An 18,186-nucleotide genomic window follows, 5' to 3' on the forward strand; every position below is an offset into this window, starting at 1 on the left:
ATACAATTGTCACGCACCATGATACAGGCGGCTGTTACCATGAATCAGCTGCAAAACAAATTAGATGTTATCAGTCATAATATGGCCAATAGCCAAACAACTGGATATAAGACAAGACAAGCTACATTTTCCTCCCTGTTGTTTCAACAGATGGATAACTTGAAACAACCCGAAAATGATGTACAAAGATTGACACCAGAGGGGATTCGAATCGGTTTCTAAGCTCGGTTCCATTCATGTAAATTTGGATCAAGGGGCAATTGTGTCTTCTGAACGTTCTTTGGATACGGCTTTATTAAATAAGAATACACTTTTTCAGATTGAAGTAACGGAGAATGAGGTGTCAGAGATAAGGTACACGAGGGATGGTGCCTTTTATTTGAGTCCGGTGAATAATCAGGATGTGATGCTAACAACGAGTGGGGGGGCATCCCGTGTTAAATGAAGGTGGGGACCCGGTTGTCTTTATGGATGGGTTTGATGAAATCAATATTCAGGAAAATGACCGGGTAATTGTGAAACGGGGTGGCTTGTCTTGAGTAGTTGGTAGGATTGATGTGGTAGAAGTGGTCCATCCTAACTTACTAGAAGCGGCGGGGGAAAATATCTTCCGACTGCCAGATTTAGATGAATTAGGCTATACCTTTGATGACGTTATCCAAAATCCTGAACAAATCAAGGTTCTACAAGGGAAAGCATTGGAACAATCGAATGTCAATCTAGCAGAACAAATGTCAGAGCTGATCCTTACTCAACGATCTTATCAGTTTAATTCCCGTACGATTTCCATGGGGGACTTGTCAATCAATTGCGTTCATAAAAAATTAAAATGGAGTGATATATGGGGAAGGTAGCGAATATACTGTAACAGAATAATACAAAATTCCCATTATTACCAGACGGAAATATAAAAAATTCTAGATATACTGTACAATCTTATGATAAACTTTTATATACTAGTATATTCAAAGTAGGATATTGAAGGGCAATAGTCTCTCTTTCTAATTTTGAATACCCGTTAAGAAAGAATAGATGATTGTCAGGGAGTAAGGAGTTACTAGCCATGTCAACAAACCAATTAGAAAAAGTTGCTGAAAATCCGACCCGTGAGGTGGAGAAGGAAAAGGATTCTCAAATTCAAGAATCTGAAGCAACGAAAAAAACATCTAGAAAAGCACATAAAAAGAAGCTAAAGGAAGAGAAGCGGAAGAACAAACGACCAAGGCGACGCGTCTTTCCTATTTGGCTGAGAATTATTATGGTAATCATTCTCGCAGCGATGGCTCTAGTTGCAGGACTGATGATTGGTTATGGAGTAGTGGGTGACGGAAACCCGATCGATATTCTAAAAGAAGAAACCTGGCAACATATTATAAATATTGTAACGAAAGTAGAGTAACTAAAGGCGCACCACTCGAGTTGAAGTGGCGCGCTTTTTTATTGGGTTAAGAGAGCAGGGAAATCCCCACTTCAAAAATGGAGGAAAAACAAATCCTTTAGGTGGGGCGCACCCTAAAAGCCGATTCATTCATCTCTTTTTATTTCCACTATCCTAGATCTTACCCTTTTGATAAAATGCCAAATTCAATGGATTTATTTGTTCGATGATATTTTTCGAAGGGGATGTAAAGAATATGATGCTGGCCCATTTATCTTCATAATAAACCATAATTACATTGTCATCGTTTACGATTAACTTTCTTTCACCTGCTAAAAGAAGAAAATCTAAATACGTTGACTTGTTTTCCTTTTATCATAAGTTTAACTTCCATTGACCGAACCTTGTCATTAGAAACGCTTCGTTTAAATTACCTTGTTACGTGTTTTTAGAAGCACGATAAGGGTTTTGGAAAAAAGATATAAAATAAGTCTTCCATCAATGGCGCATTTCCGGATTAATAGATGAACACGAATTACGTGGGTATCATTCTGCCTTTATTAATTTTTATTAAAAAACTATTGCAATTGTATTTCATCCATGCTATATTATTATTCGTCGCTAAGAACAAAACGAAGCGATAGAAAAATTCACGCTTTCTTAAGTGGAAAAAAGTTGTTGACTTTTTCTTCGAAAGTGTGGTATTATATTTCTTGTCGATTCAAGACGAATTTCATTTGAGAGTTTGATTTTATAAAAAGTTGTTGACATCGACAGGATATTGTGTTATATTAAAACTTGTCGCTGAAAACGACAATTGATCTTTGAAAACTGAACAAAACAATCATTATGTCAAGCAATACATGCTAGTTAAGTTAAGAGCAAGAAAGCTCATCTATTTTTTGGAGAGTTTGATCTTGGCTCAGGACGAACGCTGGCGGCGTGCCTAATACATGCAAGTCGAGCGCGGGAAGCTAACGGATCCCCTTCGGGGGTGACGTTAGTGGAACGAGCGGCGGACGGGTGAGTAACACGTGGGCAACCTGCCTGTAAGATTGGGATAACTTGCGGAAACGTGAGCTAATACCGGATAATACTTTTCATCGCATGATGGAGAGTTTGAAAGACGGCTTCGGCTGTCACTTACAGATGGGCCCGCGGCGCATTAGTTAGTTGGTGAGGTAAAGGCTCACCAAGGCGACGATGCGTAGCCGACCTGAGAGGGTGATCGGCCACACTGGGACTGAGACACGGCCCAGACTCCTACGGGAGGCAGCAGTAGGGAATCTTCCGCAATGGACGAAAGTCTGACGGAGCAACGCCGCGTGAGTGAAGAAGGTTTTCGGATCGTAAAACTCTGTTGTTAGGGAAGAACAAGTATGATAGTAACTGATCATACCTTGACGGTACCTAACCAGAAAGCCACGGCTAACTACGTGCCAGCAGCCGCGGTAATACGTAGGTGGCAAGCGTTGTCCGGATTTATTGGGCGTAAAGCGCTCGCAGGCGGTCTTTTAAGTCTGATGTGAAATCTTGCGGCTTAACCGTGAGCGGTCATTGGAAACTGGAGGACTTGAGTACAGAAGAGGAGAGTGGAATTCCACGTGTAGCGGTGAAATGCGTAGAGATGTGGAGGAACACCAGTGGCGAAGGCGACTCTCTGGTCTGTAACTGACGCTGAGGAGCGAAAGCGTGGGTAGCGAACAGGATTAGATACCCTGGTAGTCCACGCCGTAAACGATGAGTGCTAGGTGTTAGAGGGTTTCCGCCCTTTAGTGCTGAAGTTAACGCATTAAGCACTCCGCCTGGGGAGTACGGCCGCAAGGCTGAAACTCAAAAGAATTGACGGGGACCCGCACAAGCGGTGGAGCATGTGGTTTAATTCGAAGCAACGCGAAGAACCTTACCAGGTCTTGACATCCTCTGACACTCCTAGAGATAGGATTTTCCCTTCGGGGACAGAGTGACAGGTGGTGCATGGTTGTCGTCAGCTCGTGTCGTGAGATGTTGGGTTAAGTCCCGCAACGAGCGCAACCCTTGATCTTAGTTGCCAGCATTCAGTTGGGCACTCTAAGGTGACTGCCGGTGACAAACCGGAGGAAGGTGGGGATGACGTCAAATCATCATGCCCCTTATGACCTGGGCTACACACGTGCTACAATGGATGGTACAAAGGGAAGCGAAACCGTGAGGTCAAGCAAATCCCATAAAACCATTCTCAGTTCGGATTGTAGGCTGCAACTCGCCTACATGAAGCCGGAATCGCTAGTAATCGCGGATCAGCATGCCGCGGTGAATACGTTCCCGGGTCTTGTACACACCGCCCGTCACACCACGAGAGTTGGTAACACCCGAAGTCGGTGAGGTAACCTTTTGGAGCCAGCCGCCGAAGGTGGGACCAATGATTGGGGTGAAGTCGTAACAAGGTAGCCGTATCGGAAGGTGCGGCTGGATCACCTCCTTTCTAAGGAAATGAAAAGCGTAAGCGACTGATTGCAGGAGCTGAAGCTAAATTATTACGGAACACCTTTCACAAGGTGAATATAAGGCATAATGAATTGTTTGGTTCAGTTTTGAGGGATTAATTCCTTCATTAATATATGTACCTTGAAAACTAGATAAGAATGACAAGACATCAATCAAAAGGCTGAAGCGACTGATTATAGGAGCTGAAGCTAGATTATTTTTAGTAAAGCAAGGCTATTAATTTAGCACGCTTATTCATTGTAAATTAGTTAAGTGAATAAGGGCGCACGGTGGATGCCTTGGCACTAGGAGCTGATGAAGGACGGGACTAACACCGATATGCTTCGGGGAGCTGTAAGTAAGCTTTGATCCGGAGATTTCCGAATGGGGAAACCCACTGTTCGTAATGGAACAGGACTTGTGTCTGAATACATAGGGCACAAGAGGCATACCTGGGGAACTGAAACATCTCAGTACCCAGAGGAAGAGAAAGCAAATGCGATTTCCCAAGTAGCGGCGAGCGAAACGGAAACAGCCCAAACCAGAGAGCTTGCTCTCTGGGGTTGTAGGACACTCCACATGGAGTTACAAAGGAATTCTTTAGACGAATCCATCTGGAAAGATGAGCCAAAGAGGGTAACAGCCCTGTAGTCAAAAGAGAATTCTCTCCGGAGTGTATCCTGAGTACGGCGGAACACGTGGAATTCCGTCGGAATCCGGGAGGACCATCTCCCAAGGCTAAATACTCCCTAGTGACCGATAGTGAACCAGTACCGTGAGGGAAAGGTGAAAAGTACCCCGGAAGGGGAGTGAAAGAGTACCTGAAACCGTGTGCCTACAAGTAGTCGAAGCGCATTTACGCGTGACGGCGTACCTTTTGTAGAATGGACCGGCGAGTTACGATCGTATGCAAGGTTAAGTGGAAGACACGAAGCCGCAGCGAAAGCGAGTCTAAACAGGGCGAATGAGTATGCGGTCGTAGACCCGAAACCGTGTGATCTACCCATGTCCAGGGTGAAGGTCAGGTAACACTGACAGGAGGCCCGAACCCACGTATGTTGAAAAATGCGGGGATGAGGTGTGGGTAGGGGTGAAATGCCAATCGAACACGGAGATAGCTGGTTCTCTCCGAAATAGCTTTAGGGCTAGCCTCAAGGAAAGAGTACTGGAGGTAGAGCACTGATTGGACTAGGGGCCCTCATCGGGTTACCGAATTCAGTCAAACTCCGAATGCCAGCTACTTAGACTTGGGAGTCAGACTATGGGTGATAAGGTTCATAGTCGAAAGGGAAACAGCCCAGACCACCAGCTAAGGTCCCAAAGTATACGTTAAGTGGAAAAGGATGTGGAGTTGCTTAGACAACCAGGATGTTGGCTTAGAAGCAGCCATCATTTAAAGAGTGCGTAATAGCTCACTGGTCGAGTGACTCTGCGCCGAAAATGTACCGGGGCTAAACGTATCACCGAAGCTGTGGATTGTCTTTTAGACAATGGTAGGAGAGCGTTCTAAGTGCTGTGAAGTCAGACCGTGAGGACTGGTGGAGCGCTTAGAAGTGAGAATGCCGGTATGAGTAGCGAAAAAAGAGTGAGAATCTCTTTCACCGAATGCCTAAGGTTTCCTGAGGAAGGCTCGTCCTCTCAGGGTTAGTCGGGACCTAAGCCGAGGCCGAAAGGCGTAGGCGATGGACAACAGGCAGATATTCCTGTACCACCTCGTGATCGTTATGAGTGATGGGGGGACGCAGTAGGATAAGGAATGCGCACCGATGGACGTGTGCGCCCAAGCAGTGAGAAAGTCAGATAGGCAAATCCGTCTGGCCATTTCAAGCTGTGATGGGGAGGCAACTATAGCCGAAGTTCCGGATTTCACACTGCCGAGAAAAGCCTCTAGCCAGATCACAGGTGCCCGTACCGCAAACCGACACAGGTAGGCGAGGAGAGAATCCTAAGGTGAGCGGGAGAACTCTCGTTAAGGAACTCGGCAAAATGACCCCGTAACTTAGGGAGAAGGGGTGCTCTATAGAGATAGAGCCGCAGTGAATAGGCCCAAGCGACTGTTTAGCAAAAACACAGGTCTCTGCGAAGCCGAAAGGCGAAGTATAGGGGCTGACACCTGCCCGGTGCTGGAAGGTTAAGGGGAAGAGTTAGGACCTTTGGTCCGAAGCTTAGAACCGAAGCCCCAGTAAACGGCGGCCGTAACTATAACGGTCCTAAGGTAGCGAAATTCCTTGTCGGGTAAGTTCCGACCCGCACGAAAGGTGCAACGACTTGGGCACTGTCTCAACGAGAGACCCGGTGAAATTATACTATGCGTGAAGATGCGCATTACCCGCGACAGGACGGAAAGACCCCGTGGAGCTTTACTGTAGCCTGATATTGAATGTCTGTGCAGCTTGTACAGGATAGGTGGGAGCCTCAGAAGCGTGAGCGCCAGCTTACGTGGAGGCATCCGTGGGATACCACCCTGGCTGTATGGACCTTCTAACCCAGGACCGTGATCCGGTTCGGAGACAGTGTCAGGCGGGCAGTTTGACTGGGGCGGTCGCCTCCCAAAAGGTAACGGAGGCGCCCAAAGGTTCCCTCAGAATGGTTGGAAATCATTCGCAGAGTGTAAAGGCAGAAGGGAGCTTGACTGCGAGACCTACAAGTCGAGCAGGGACGAAAGTCGGGCTTAGTGATCCGGTGGTTCCGCATGGAAGGGCCATCGCTCAACGGATAAAAGCTACCCCGGGGATAACAGGCTTATCTCCCCCAAGAGTTCACATCGACGGGGAGGTTTGGCACCTCGATGTCGGCTCATCGCATCCTGGGGCTGTAGTCGGTCCCAAGGGTTGGGCTGTTCGCCCATTAAAGCGGTACGCGAGCTGGGTTCAGAACGTCGTGAGACAGTTCGGTCCCTATCCGTCGTGGGCGCCCGGAAGTTTGAGAGGAGCTGTCCTTAGTACGAGAGGACCGGGATGGACATACCGCTGGTGTACCAGTTGTTCCGCCAGGAGCATAGCTGGGTAGCTACGTATGGTAAGGATAAGTGCTGAAAGCATCTAAGCATGAAGCCCCCCTCAAGATGAGACTTCCCATCACTTCTAAGTGAGTAAGATCCCTCAGGGACTATGAGGTAGATAGGTTCGAGGTGGAAGCGTGGTGACACGTGGAGCTGACGAATACTAATCGATCGAGGACTTAACTAACTTCTTAAAAGATGTCAATGATTCACTCTTATTTAGTTTTTGAGGTATAAAGTTAAAAAACTCTTGACTTTAACTCTATAAATAATTATAATAATGATTGTCGCTGATTTTGTAAATTAGTTAAATCTTGTCTGGTAGTAATGGCGGAGAGGTCACACCTGTTCCCATGCCGAACACAGTAGTTAAGCTCTCCAGCGCCGATGGTAGTTGGGGTTAACCTCTGCGAGAGTAGGACGCCGCCAGGCAATATTATTCACATTTTATTAGATTATTCCACAGTAGCTCAGTGGTAGAGCAATCGGCTGTTAACCGATCGGTCGTAGGTTCGAATCCTACCTGTGGAGCCAATGGAGAGCTGTCCGAGCTGGCCGAAGGAGCACGATTGGAAATCGTGTATACCGCTACCGCGGTATCGAGGGTTCGAATCCCTCGCTCTCCGCCATTATAGGCCCGTTGGTCAAGTGGTTAAGACACCGCCCTTTCACGGCGGTAACACGGGTTCGAATCCCGTACGGGTCATCACTAACGTTGGAGGATTAGCTCAGCTGGGAGAGCACCTGCCTTACAAGCAGGGGGTCACAGGTTCAAGTCCTGTATCCTCCACCATATATCTCACATCGCGGGGTGGAGCAAGCCGCTCACATCGTCGATTATGCTACTAGGTGCAGGCTTGCGAGGAGTGCAACTTCACCGAATAACCTTGCAACACGACGAGCAATCCCCATAGTTAATTGCAATAAAAAAATAGAATTAACAAATTTAGTATTTTTCATACCGCGGGGTGGAGCAGTCTGGTAGCTCGTCGGGCTCATAACCCGAAGGTCGTAGGTTCAAATCCTGCCCCCGCAACCAATTAATCTAACTTCTTTTTAAAGTGCAACCAAATCTAATATTGGTCCGGTAGTTCAGTTGGTTAGAATGCCTGCCTGTCACGCAGGAGGTCGCGGGTTCGAGTCCCGTCCGGACCGCCATCTAATAATATTATCTAAAATATAATATGCGGCCTAGCTCAATTGGTAGAGCAAGCCGTTTACTTCATCGAAATTCTACTAGGTGCAGGCTTGCGAGGAGTGCAACTTCACTGATTGAACTTGCAACACGACAAGTGTAAACAAAGTAGTGCGCCATTTAATAATATTATCTAAAACATAATACGCCGGCCTAGCTCAATTGGTAGAGCAACTGACTTGTAATCAGTAGGTTGGGGGTTCAAGTCCTCTGGCCGGCACCATTTCTATAAAATGTAGGAGCCATTAGCTCAGGCGGTAGAGCAACGAGCAATACATCTACCGAATAATCTACGAGTAACCCCGAAGCACTATACATCTTTGGATATGCTAGTAGATGCAGGGGGCACGTAATGCCTTTTCTCTTTAAAAGAGATGAGTAAAATATTAGGAGCCATTAGCTCAGGCGGTAGAGCATCTGACTTTTAATCAGAGGGTCGAAGGTTCGAGTCCTTCATGGCTCACCATTTATGCGGGTGNATCTTATAAATGTCTTAAGTAATTCTTATCTAGTTTTGAAGGTATAAACATGTCTAGTGGCGATGGCGGAGAGGCCACACCTGTTCCCATGCCGAACACAGTAGTTAAGCTCTCCAGCGCCGATGGTAGTTGGGGTTAACCCCTGCAAGAGTAGGACGCTGCTAGGCAAACCTTTTATCCCATAGGCCCGTTGGTCAAGTGGTTAAGACACCGCCCTTTCACGGCGGTAACACGGGTTCGAATCCCGTACGGGTCACCACTATTTCGGAGGATTAGCTCAGCTGGGAGAGCACCTGCCTTACAAGCAGGGGGTCACAGGTTCAAGTCCTGTATCCTCCACCATATATTTTTACATCGCGGGGTGGAGCAAGCCGCTCACATCGTCGATTATGCTACTAGGTGCAGGCTTGCGAGGAGTGCAACTTCACCGAATAACCTTGCAACACGACGAGCAATCCCCATAGTTAATTGCAATAAAAAAATAGAATTAACAAATTTAGTATTTTTCATACCGCGGGGTGGAGCAGTCTGGTAGCTCGTCGGGCTCATAACCCGAAGGTCGTAGGTTCAAATCCTGCCCCCGCAACCAATTAATCTAACTTCTTTTTAAAGTGCAACCAAATCTAATATTGGTCCGGTAGTTCAGTTGGTTAGAATGCCTGCCTGTCACGCAGGAGGTCGCGGGTTCGAGTCCCGTCCGGACCGCCATCTAATAATATTATCTAAAATATAATATGCGGCCTAGCTCAATTGGTAGAGCAAGCCGTTTACTTCATCGAAATTCTACTAGGTGCAGGCTTGCGAGGAGTGCAACTTCACTGATTGAACTTGCAACACGACAAGTGTAAACAAAGTAGTGCGCCATTTAATAATATTATCTAAAACATAATACGCCGGCCTAGCTCAATTGGTAGAGCAACTGACTTGTAATCAGTAGGTTGGGGGTTCAAGTCCTCTGGCCGGCACCATTTCTATAAAATGTAGGAGCCATTAGCTCAGGCGGTAGAGCAACGAGCAATACATCTACCGAATAATCTACGAGTAACCCCGAAGCACTATACATCTTTGGATATGCTAGTAGATGCAGGGGGCACGTAATGCCTTTTCTCTTTAAAAGAGATGAGTAAAATATTAGGAGCCATTAGCTCAGGCGGTAGAGCATCTGACTTTTAATCAGAGGGTCGAAGGTTCGAGTCCTTCATGGCTCACCATTTATGCGGGTGTGGCGGAATTGGCAGACGCGCTAGACTTAGGATCTAGTATCTTCGGATGTGGGGGTTCGACTCCCTTCACCCGCACCATTTAAATGTAACATCAATATATGTTATGCGGAAGTAGTTCAGTGGTAGAACACCACCTTGCCAAGGTGGGGGTCGCGGGTTCGAATCCCGTCTTCCGCTCCAGACTATGTGCCGGGGTGGCGGAACTGGCAGACGCACAGGACTTAAAATCCTGCGGTAGGTAACTACCGTACCGGTTCGATTCCGGTCCTCGGCACCATAAGCGCCCGTAGCTCAATTGGATAGAGCGTCTGACTACGGATCAGAAGGTTAGGGGTTCGACTCCTCTCGGGCGCGCCATTATCGGGAAGTAGCTCAGCTTGGTAGAGCACATGGTTTGGGACCATGGGGTCGCAGGTTCAAATCCTGTCTTCCCGACCATTATAGATGAATGATGGGGCCTTAGCTCAGCTGGGAGAGCGCCTGCTTTGCACGCAGGAGGTCAGCGGTTCGATCCCGCTAGGCTCCACCAGGATATCGATTGACAGAAGTTAATTAGTATGTTAAATTAATAAAGTCGCTGTTACAAAGCGAACCAAATTTGCTCTTTGAAAACTGAACAAAACAACCAGTATGTTAAGATATTAAAAGGAACTCGTTTTTCTTTTAACTATAGCTAAGACATAGAATTAATTGGTGTTAATTCTATACAAACTTTTTTGGAGAGTTTGATCTTGGCTCAGGACGAACGCTGGCGGCGTGCCTAATACATGCAAGTCGAGCGCGGGAAGCTAACTGATCCCCTTCGGGGGTGACGTTAGTGGAACGAGCGGCGGACGGGTGAGTAACACGTGGGCAACCTGCCTGTAAGATTGGGATAACTTGCGGAAACGTGAGCTAATACCGGATAATACTTTTCATCGCATGATGGAGAGTTTGAAAGACGGCTTCGGCTGTCACTTACAGATGGGCCCGCGGCGCATTAGTTAGTTGGTGAGGTAAAGGCTCACCAAGGCGACGATGCGTAGCCGACCTGAGAGGGTGATCGGCCACACTGGGACTGAGACACGGCCCAGACTCCTACGGGAGGCAGCAGTAGGGAATCTTCCGCAATGGACGAAAGTCTGACGGAGCAACGCCGCGTGAGTGAAGAAGGTTTTCGGATCGTAAAACTCTGTTGTTAGGGAAGAACAAGTATGATAGTAACTGATCATACCTTGACGGTACCTAACCAGAAAGCCACGGCTAACTACGTGCCAGCAGCCGCGGTAATACGTAGGTGGCAAGCGTTGTCCGGATTTATTGGGCGTAAAGCGCTCGCAGGCGGTCTTTTAAGTCTGATGTGAAATCTTGCGGCTTAACCGTGAGCGGTCATTGGAAACTGGAGGACTTGAGTACAGAAGAGGAGAGTGGAATTCCACGTGTAGCGGTGAAATGCGTAGAGATGTGGAGGAACACCAGTGGCGAAGGCGACTCTCTGGTCTGTAACTGACGCTGAGGAGCGAAAGCGTGGGTAGCGAACAGGATTAGATACCCTGGTAGTCCACGCCGTAAACGATGAGTGCTAGGTGTTAGAGGGTTTCCGCCCTTTAGTGCTGAAGTTAACGCATTAAGCACTCCGCCTGGGGAGTACGGCCGCAAGGCTGAAACTCAAAAGAATTGACGGGGACCCGCACAAGCGGTGGAGCATGTGGTTTAATTCGAAGCAACGCGAAGAACCTTACCAGGTCTTGACATCCTCTGACACTCCTAGAGATAGGATTTTCCCTTCGGGGACAGAGTGACAGGTGGTGCATGGTTGTCGTCAGCTCGTGTCGTGAGATGTTGGGTTAAGTCCCGCAACGAGCGCAACCCTTGATCTTAGTTGCCAGCATTCAGTTGGGCACTCTAAGGTGACTGCCGGTGACAAACCGGAGGAAGGTGGGGATGACGTCAAATCATCATGCCCCTTATGACCTGGGCTACACACGTGCTACAATGGATGGTACAAAGGGAAGCGAAACCGTGAGGTCAAGCAAATCCCATAAAACCATTCTCAGTTCGGATTGTAGGCTGCAACTCGCCTACATGAAGCCGGAATCGCTAGTAATCGCGGATCAGCATGCCGCGGTGAATACGTTCCCGGGTCTTGTACACACCGCCCGTCACACCACGAGAGTTGGTAACACCCGAAGTCGGTGAGGTAACCTTTTGGAGCCAGCCGCCGAAGGTGGGACCAATGATTGGGGTGAAGTCGTAACAAGGTAGCCGTATCGGAAGGTGCGGCTGGATCACCTCCTTTCTAAGGATTATTACGGAACATCCTATTTAGGATGAAACATACTGAGTTGTTTGGTTCAGTTTTGAGAGAGTGAATCTCTTAATTTTTGTACCTTGAAAACTAAATAAGAGTAATCAACGACATCAAAAATAAAAGGATGCAGCGACTGATTATGGGAGCTGAATCTAGATTAAAACGTAAAGCAAGGCTATTAATTTAGTACGCTTATTCATTGTAAACTTAGTTAAGTGAATAAGGGCGCACGGTGGATGCCTTGGCACTAGGAGCTGATGAAGGACGGGACTAACACCGATATGCTTCGGGGAGCTGTAAGTAAGCTTTGATCCGGAGATTTCCGAATGGGGAAACCCACTGTTCGTAATGGAACAGGACTTGTGTCTGAATACATAGGGCACAAGAGGCATACCTGGGGAACTGAAACATCTCAGTACCCAGAGGAAGAGAAAGCAAATGCGATTTCCCAAGTAGCGGCGAGCGAAACGGAAACAGCCCAAACCAGAGAGCTTGCTCTCTGGGGTTGTAGGACACTCCACATGGAGTTACAAAGGAATTCTTTAGACGAATCCATCTGGAAAGATGAGCCAAAGAGGGTAACAGCCCTGTAGTCAAAAGAGAATTCTCTCCGGAGTGTATCCTGAGTACGGCGGAACACGTGGAATTCCGTCGGAATCCGGGAGGACCATCTCCCAAGGCTAAATACTCCCTAGTGACCGATAGTGAACCAGTACCGTGAGGGAAAGGTGAAAAGTACCCCGGAAGGGGAGTGAAAGAGTACCTGAAACCGTGTGCCTACAAGTAGTCGAAGCGCATTTACGCGTGACGGCGTACCTTTTGTAGAATGGACCGGCGAGTTACGATCGTATGCAAGGTTAAGTGGAAGACACGAAGCCGCAGCGAAAGCGAGTCTAAACAGGGCGAATGAGTATGCGGTCGTAGACCCGAAACCGTGTGATCTACCCATGTCCAGGGTGAAGGTCAGGTAACACTGACAGGAGGCCCGAACCCACGTATGTTGAAAAATGCGGGGATGAGGTGTGGGTAGGGGTGAAATGCCAATCGAACACGGAGATAGCTGGTTCTCTCCGAAATAGCTTTAGGGCTAGCCTCAAAGATTTGAGTACTGGAGGTAGAGCACTGATTGGACTAGGGGCCCTCATCGGGTTACCGAATTCAGTCAAACTCCGAATGCCAGCTACTTAGACTTGGGAGTCAGACTATGGGTGATAAGGTTCATAGTCGAAAGGGAAACAGCCCAGACCACCAGCTAAGGTCCCAAAGTATACGTTAAGTGGAAAAGGATGTGGAGTTGCTTAGACAACCAGGATGTTGGCTTAGAAGCAGCCATCATTTAAAGAGTGCGTAATAGCTCACTGGTCGAGTGACTCTGCGCCGAAAATGTACCGGGGCTAAACGTATCACCGAAGCTGTGGATTGTCTTTTAGACAATGGTAGGAGAGCGTTCTAAGTGCTGTGAAGTCAGACCGTGAGGACTGGTGGAGCGCTTAGAAGTGAGAATGCCGGTATGAGTAGCGAAAAAAGAGTGAGAATCTCTTTCACCGAATGCCTAAGGTTTCCTGAGGAAGGCTCGTCCTCTCAGGGTTAGTCGGGACCTAAGCCGAGGCCGAAAGGCGTAGGCGATGGACAACAGGCAGATATTCCTGTACCACCTCGTGATCGTTATGAGTGATGGGGGGACGCAGTAGGATAAGGAATGCGCACCGATGGACGTGTGCGCCCAAGCAGTGAGAAAGTCAGATAGGCAAATCCGTCTGGCCATTTCAAGCTGTGATGGGGAGGCAACTATAGCCGAAGTTCCGGATTTCACACTGCCGAGAAAAGCCTCTAGCCAGATCACAGGTGCCCGTACCGCAAACCGACACAGGTAGGCGAGGAGAGAATCCTAAGGTGAGCGGGAGAACTCTCGTTAAGGAACTCGGCAAAATGACCCCGTAACTTAGGGAGAAGGGGTGCTCTATAGAGATAGAGCCGCAGTGAATAGGCCCAAGCGACTGTTTAGCAAAAACACAGGTCTCTGCGAAGCCGAAAGGCGAAGTATAGGGGCTGACACCTGCCCGGTGCTGGAAGGTTAAGGGGAAGAGTTAGGACCTTTGGTCCGAAGCTTAGAACCGAAGCCCCAGTAAACGGCGGCCGTAACTATAACGGTCCTAAGGTAGCGAAATTCCTTGTCGGGTAAGTTCCGACCCGCACGAAAGGTGCAACGACTTGGGCACTGTCTCAACGAGAGACCCGGTGAAATTATACTATGCGTGAAGATGCGCATTACCCGCGACAGGACGGAAAGACCCCGTGGAGCTTTACTGTAGCCTGATATTGAATGTCTGTGCAGCTTGTACAGGATAGGTGGGAGCCTCAGAAGCGTGAGCGCCAGCTTACGTGGAGGCATCCGTGGGATACCACCCTGGCTGTATGGACCTTCTAACCCAGGACCGTGATCCGGTTCGGAGACAGTGTCAGGCGGGCAGTTTGACTGGGGCGGTCGCCTCCCAAAAGGTAACGGAGGCGCCCAAAGGTTCCCTCAGAATGGTTGGAAATCATTCGCAGAGTGTAAAGGCAGAAGGGAGCTTGACTGCGAGACCTACAAGTCGAGCAGGGACGAAAGTCGGGCTTAGTGATCCGGTGGTTCCGCATGGAAGGGCCATCGCTCAACGGATAAAAGCTACCCCGGGGATAACAGGCTTATCTCCCCCAAGAGTTCACATCGACGGGGAGGTTTGGCACCTCGATGTCGGCTCATCGCATCCTGGGGCTGTAGTCGGTCCCAAGGGTTGGGCTGTTCGCCCATTAAAGCGGTACGCGAGCTGGGTTCAGAACGTCGTGAGACAGTTCGGTCCCTATCCGTCGTGGGCGCCGGAAGTTTGAGAGGAGCTGTCCTTAGTACGAGAGGACCGGGATGGACATACCGCTGGTGTACCAGTTGTTCCGCCAGGAGCATAGCTGGGTAGCTACGTATGGTAAGGATAAGTGCTGAAAGCATCTAAGCATGAAGCCCCCCTCAAGATGAGACTTCCCATCACTTCTAAGTGAGTAAGATCCCTCAGGGACTATGAGGTAGATAGGTTCGAGGTGGAAGCGTGGTGACACGTGGAGCTGACGAATACTAATCGATCGAGGACTTAACTAACTTCTTAAAGGATGTCAGTGATTACCTCTTATTTAGTTTTTAGGGTATAAAAAACCCTTGCACTTTTTGTCAAAAATGCATATAATATAACTTGTTCTTATGAATAAGTATTATCTGGTAGCGATGGCGGAGAGGTCACACCTGTTCCCATGCCGAACACAGTAGTTAAGCTCTCCAGCGCCGATGGTAGTTGGGGTTAACCCCTGCGAGAGTAGGACGCCGCCAGGTTTCATCCGGAGGATTAGCTCAGTTGGGAGAGCACCTGCCTTACAAGCAGGGGGTCACAGGTTCAAGTCCTGTATCCTCCACCATATATAATCCGGTCTAACTCAATTGGTAGAGCAAGCCGTTTATTTCATCAAAACCTACTATGTGCAGGCTTGTGAGAAGTGCAACTTAACCGAATGAACTTACAACACGACGAGCATAAAAAAAGTAGTGCACCATCTAATAATATTATCTAAAACATAATACGCCGGCCTAGCTCAATTGGTAGAGCAACTGACTTGTAATCAGTAGGTTGGGGGTTCAAGTCCTCTGGCCGGCACCATTTCTATAAAATATATGAGCCATTAGCTCAGTCGGCAGAGCATCTGACTTTTAATCAGAGGGTCGAAGGTTCGAATCCTTCATGGCTCACCATTTATGCGGGTGTGGCGGAATTGGCAGACGCGCTAGACTTAGGATCTAGTATCTTCGGATGTGGGGGTTCGACTCCCTTCACCCGCACCATTATAATATACTATAAAAACATTGTCATGCGGAAGTAGTTCAGTGGTAGAACACCACCTTGCCAAGGTGGGGGTCGCGGGTTCGAATCCCGTCTTCCGCTCCAGACTATGTGCCGGGGTGGCGGAACTGGCAGACGCACAGGACTTAAAATCCTGCGGTAGGTAACTACCGTACCGGTTCGATTCCGGTCCTCGGCACCATAAGCGCCCGTAGCTCAATTGGATAGAGCGTCTGACTACGGATCAGAAGGTTAGGGGTTCGACTCCTCTCGGGCGCGCCATTATCGGGAAGTAGCTCAGCTTGGTAGAGCACATGGTTTGGGACCATGGGGTCGCAGGTTCAAATCCTGTCTTCCCGACCATTATAGATGAATGATGGGGCCTTAGCTCAGCTGGGAGAGCGCCTGCTTTGCACGCAGGAGGTCAGCGGTTCGATCCCGCTAGGCTCCACCAGGATATCGATTGACAGAAGTTAATTAGTATGTTAAATTAATAAAGTCGCTGTTACAAAGCGAACCAAATTTGCTCTTTGAAAACTGAACAAAACAACCAGTATGTTAAGATATTAAAAGGAACTCGTTTTTCTTTTAACTATAGCTAAGACATAGAATTAATTGGTGTTAATTCTATACAAACTTTTTTGGAGAGTTTGATCTTGGCTCAGGACGAACGCTGGCGGCGTGCCTAATACATGCAAGTCGAGCGCGGGAAGCTAACTGATCCCCTTCGGGGGTGACGTTAGTGGAACGAGCGGCGGACGGGTGAGTAACACGTGGGCAACCTGCCTGTAAGATTGGGATAACTTGCGGAAACGTGAGCTAATACCGGATAATACTTTTCATCGCATGATGGAGAGTTTGAAAGACGGCTTCGGCTGTCACTTACAGATGGGCCCGCGGCGCATTAGTTAGTTGGTGAGGTAAAGGCTCACCAAGGCGACGATGCGTAGCCGACCTGAGAGGGTGATCGGCCACACTGGGACTGAGACACGGCCCAGACTCCTACGGGAGGCAGCAGTAGGGAATCTTCCGCAATGGACGAAAGTCTGACGGAGCAACGCCGCGTGAGTGAAGAAGGTTTTCGGATCGTAAAACTCTGTTGTTAGGGAAGAACAAGTATGATAGTAACTGATCATACCTTGACGGTACCTAACCAGAAAGCCACGGCTAACTACGTGCCAGCAGCCGCGGTAATACGTAGGTGGCAAGCGTTGTCCGGATTTATTGGGCGTAAAGCGCTCGCAGGCGGTCTTTTAAGTCTGATGTGAAATCTTGCGGCTTAACCGTGAGCGGTCATTGGAAACTGGAGGACTTGAGTACAGAAGAGGAGAGTGGAATTCCACGTGTAGCGGTGAAATGCGTAGAGATGTGGAGGAACACCAGTGGCGAAGGCGACTCTCTGGTCTGTAACTGACGCTGAGGAGCGAAAGCGTGGGTAGCGAACAGGATTAGATACCCTGGTAGTCCACGCCGTAAACGATGAGTGCTAGGTGTTAGAGGGTTTCCGCCCTTTAGTGCTGAAGTTAACGCATTAAGCACTCCGCCTGGGGAGTACGGCCGCAAGGCTGAAACTCAAAAGAATTGACGGGGACCCGCACAAGCGGTGGAGCATGTGGTTTAATTCGAAGCAACGCGAAGAACCTTACCAGGTCTTGACATCCTCTGACACTCCTAGAGATAGGATTTTCCCTTCGGGGACAGAGTGACAGGTGGTGCATGGTTGTCGTCAGCTCGTGTCGTGAGATGTTGGGTTAAGTCCCGCAACGAGCGCAACCCTTGATCTTAGTTGCCAGCATTCAGTTGGGCACTCTAAGGTGACTGCCGGTGACAAACCGGAGGAAGGTGGGGATGACGTCAAATCATCATGCCCCTTATGACCTGGGCTACACACGTGCTACAATGGATGGTACAAAGGGAAGCGAAACCGTGAGGTCAAGCAAATCCCATAAAACCATTCTCAGTTCGGATTGTAGGCTGCAACTCGCCTACATGAAGCCGGAATCGCTAGTAATCGCGGATCAGCATGCCGCGGTGAATACGTTCCCGGGTCTTGTACACACCGCCCGTCACACCACGAGAGTTGGTAACACCCGAAGTCGGTGAGGTAACCTTTTGGAGCCAGCCGCCGAAGGTGGGACCAATGATTGGGGTGAAGTCGTAACAAGGTAGCCGTATCGGAAGGTGCGGCTGGATCACCTCCTTTCTAAGGAAATGAAAAGCGTAAGCGACTGATTGCAGGAGCTGAAGCTAAATTATTACGGAACACCTTTCACAAGGTGAATATAAGGCATAAT

5 protein-coding genes, 29 tRNA genes and 8 rRNA genes are annotated in these 18,186 nt (G+C 48.6%); 40 read left to right on the forward strand and 2 right to left on the reverse strand.

From position 1 onward, the window contains the following. Positions 1 to 6 precede the first annotated feature (6 nt). From CAO17_RS21715 to CAO17_RS18765, 10 genes are all read left to right on the forward strand, one after another. A complete protein-coding gene (locus tag CAO17_RS21715; protein WP_245831872.1) occupies positions 7 to 222 on the forward strand; it encodes a flagellar basal body protein in 216 nt (71 codons plus the stop codon). Between the two features lie 335 nt (positions 223 to 557). Next, positions 558 to 854 (forward strand): flagellar basal body rod C-terminal domain-containing protein, encoded by a 297-nt coding sequence (locus CAO17_RS21720; protein ID WP_245831873.1) that lies wholly within the window; start codon positions 558 to 560, stop codon positions 852 to 854. 209 nt (positions 855 to 1,063) lie between these two features. Continuing rightward, positions 1,064 to 1,399, forward strand: coding sequence for a DNA-directed RNA polymerase subunit beta (locus CAO17_RS18730; protein ID WP_085994068.1), 336 nt, complete (start codon positions 1,064 to 1,066; stop codon positions 1,397 to 1,399). An 878-nt stretch (positions 1,400 to 2,277) separates the two neighbouring features. Continuing rightward, positions 2,278 to 3,842: ribosomal RNA gene (locus CAO17_RS18735) — 16S ribosomal RNA — on the forward strand. A gap of 269 nt (positions 3,843 to 4,111) precedes the next feature. Further along, positions 4,112 to 7,032 (forward strand): 23S ribosomal RNA (locus CAO17_RS18740). 130 nt (positions 7,033 to 7,162) lie between these two features. After that, a 5S ribosomal RNA gene (gene rrf, locus CAO17_RS18745) occupies positions 7,163 to 7,277 on the forward strand. Between the two features lie 27 nt (positions 7,278 to 7,304). Continuing rightward, a tRNA-Asn gene (locus tag CAO17_RS18750) sits at positions 7,305 to 7,379 on the forward strand. Between the two features lie 2 nt (positions 7,380 to 7,381). Continuing rightward, positions 7,382 to 7,474, forward strand: a tRNA-Ser gene (locus tag CAO17_RS18755). Between the two features lie 5 nt (positions 7,475 to 7,479). Beyond that, a tRNA-Glu gene (locus CAO17_RS18760) sits at positions 7,480 to 7,551 on the forward strand. An 11-nt stretch (positions 7,552 to 7,562) separates the two neighbouring features. Then, positions 7,563 to 7,638: transfer RNA gene (locus CAO17_RS18765), tRNA-Val, on the forward strand. Between the two features lie 44 nt (positions 7,639 to 7,682). Here CAO17_RS18765 and CAO17_RS21985 read toward each other — a convergent pair. Then, on the reverse strand, positions 7,683 to 7,805 hold the full coding sequence (locus tag CAO17_RS21985) for a hypothetical protein (protein WP_281252936.1): 123 nt from the start codon (positions 7,803 to 7,805) through the stop codon (positions 7,683 to 7,685). Positions 7,806 to 7,807: 2 nt separating this feature from the next. On the opposite strand from CAO17_RS21985, the gene CAO17_RS18770 reads away from it, so the two are divergent. The 7 genes from CAO17_RS18770 to CAO17_RS18800 all read left to right on the forward strand — a co-directional run bounded on the left by CAO17_RS18770 (position 7,808) and on the right by CAO17_RS18800 (position 8,861). Then, positions 7,808 to 7,884 (forward strand) — tRNA-Met (locus CAO17_RS18770). Positions 7,885 to 7,926: 42 nt separating this feature from the next. Then, positions 7,927 to 8,003, forward strand: a tRNA-Asp gene (locus tag CAO17_RS18775). A gap of 184 nt (positions 8,004 to 8,187) precedes the next feature. Continuing rightward, a tRNA-Thr gene (locus tag CAO17_RS18780) sits at positions 8,188 to 8,263 on the forward strand. Between the two features lie 167 nt (positions 8,264 to 8,430). Then, positions 8,431 to 8,506 (forward strand) — tRNA-Lys (locus CAO17_RS18785). Positions 8,507 to 8,571: 65 nt separating this feature from the next. Further along, positions 8,572 to 8,686, forward strand: a 5S ribosomal RNA gene (gene rrf, locus CAO17_RS18790). Between the two features lie 17 nt (positions 8,687 to 8,703). After that, a tRNA-Glu gene (locus tag CAO17_RS18795) sits at positions 8,704 to 8,778 on the forward strand. 7 nt (positions 8,779 to 8,785) lie between these two features. After that, positions 8,786 to 8,861, forward strand: a tRNA-Val gene (locus tag CAO17_RS18800). 45 nt (positions 8,862 to 8,906) lie between these two features. Here the strand turns inward: CAO17_RS18800 and CAO17_RS21990 are convergent. After that, the gene (locus tag CAO17_RS21990; RefSeq protein WP_281252936.1) at positions 8,907 to 9,029 is read right to left on the reverse strand and encodes a hypothetical protein; all 123 of its coding nucleotides are present in this window, start codon (positions 9,027 to 9,029) and stop codon (positions 8,907 to 8,909) included. A 2-nt stretch (positions 9,030 to 9,031) separates the two neighbouring features. Here CAO17_RS21990 and CAO17_RS18805 point away from each other — a divergent pair. The 23 genes from CAO17_RS18805 (at position 9,032) to CAO17_RS18915 (ending at position 18,095) form a co-directional block, all read left to right on the forward strand. After that, positions 9,032 to 9,108, forward strand: a tRNA-Met gene (locus tag CAO17_RS18805). Positions 9,109 to 9,150: 42 nt separating this feature from the next. Beyond that, positions 9,151 to 9,227 (forward strand) — tRNA-Asp (locus tag CAO17_RS18810). A 184-nt stretch (positions 9,228 to 9,411) separates the two neighbouring features. Beyond that, positions 9,412 to 9,487 (forward strand) — tRNA-Thr (locus CAO17_RS18815). Positions 9,488 to 9,654: 167 nt separating this feature from the next. After that, positions 9,655 to 9,730 (forward strand) — tRNA-Lys (locus CAO17_RS18820). A 5-nt stretch (positions 9,731 to 9,735) separates the two neighbouring features. Beyond that, positions 9,736 to 9,820: transfer RNA gene (locus tag CAO17_RS18825), tRNA-Leu, on the forward strand. A 27-nt stretch (positions 9,821 to 9,847) separates the two neighbouring features. After that, a tRNA-Gly gene (locus CAO17_RS18830) sits at positions 9,848 to 9,922 on the forward strand. An 8-nt stretch (positions 9,923 to 9,930) separates the two neighbouring features. Continuing rightward, positions 9,931 to 10,019, forward strand: a tRNA-Leu gene (locus CAO17_RS18835). Positions 10,020 to 10,022: 3 nt separating this feature from the next. Continuing rightward, a tRNA-Arg gene (locus CAO17_RS18840) sits at positions 10,023 to 10,099 on the forward strand. 4 nt (positions 10,100 to 10,103) lie between these two features. Beyond that, positions 10,104 to 10,180 (forward strand) — tRNA-Pro (locus tag CAO17_RS18845). Positions 10,181 to 10,195: 15 nt separating this feature from the next. Beyond that, a tRNA-Ala gene (locus CAO17_RS18850) sits at positions 10,196 to 10,271 on the forward strand. Positions 10,272 to 10,455: 184 nt separating this feature from the next. Further along, a 16S ribosomal RNA gene (locus CAO17_RS18855) occupies positions 10,456 to 12,020 on the forward strand. A gap of 221 nt (positions 12,021 to 12,241) precedes the next feature. Continuing rightward, positions 12,242 to 15,162: ribosomal RNA gene (locus tag CAO17_RS18860) — 23S ribosomal RNA — on the forward strand. A 113-nt stretch (positions 15,163 to 15,275) separates the two neighbouring features. Continuing rightward, positions 15,276 to 15,390 (forward strand): 5S ribosomal RNA (rrf, locus tag CAO17_RS18865). A 7-nt stretch (positions 15,391 to 15,397) separates the two neighbouring features. Then, positions 15,398 to 15,473 (forward strand) — tRNA-Val (locus CAO17_RS18870). Between the two features lie 163 nt (positions 15,474 to 15,636). Continuing rightward, positions 15,637 to 15,712, forward strand: a tRNA-Thr gene (locus CAO17_RS18875). Positions 15,713 to 15,728: 16 nt separating this feature from the next. Beyond that, positions 15,729 to 15,804: transfer RNA gene (locus tag CAO17_RS18880), tRNA-Lys, on the forward strand. Between the two features lie 5 nt (positions 15,805 to 15,809). Beyond that, positions 15,810 to 15,894 (forward strand) — tRNA-Leu (locus CAO17_RS18885). Between the two features lie 28 nt (positions 15,895 to 15,922). Further along, positions 15,923 to 15,997: transfer RNA gene (locus CAO17_RS18890), tRNA-Gly, on the forward strand. Between the two features lie 8 nt (positions 15,998 to 16,005). After that, positions 16,006 to 16,094: transfer RNA gene (locus CAO17_RS18895), tRNA-Leu, on the forward strand. A gap of 3 nt (positions 16,095 to 16,097) precedes the next feature. Further along, a tRNA-Arg gene (locus CAO17_RS18900) sits at positions 16,098 to 16,174 on the forward strand. 4 nt (positions 16,175 to 16,178) lie between these two features. Continuing rightward, positions 16,179 to 16,255, forward strand: a tRNA-Pro gene (locus tag CAO17_RS18905). A 15-nt stretch (positions 16,256 to 16,270) separates the two neighbouring features. Continuing rightward, positions 16,271 to 16,346, forward strand: a tRNA-Ala gene (locus CAO17_RS18910). Between the two features lie 184 nt (positions 16,347 to 16,530). Continuing rightward, positions 16,531 to 18,095, forward strand: a 16S ribosomal RNA gene (locus CAO17_RS18915). The 16S, 23S and 5S rRNA genes sit together here with 29 tRNA genes alongside, the layout of an rRNA operon. The last annotated feature ends 91 nt before the right edge of the window (positions 18,096 to 18,186 follow it).

Source organism: Oceanobacillus senegalensis, assembly GCF_900176885.1.
Taxonomy (GTDB): Bacteria; Bacillota; Bacilli; order Bacillales; family Amphibacillaceae; genus Oceanobacillus; species Oceanobacillus senegalensis.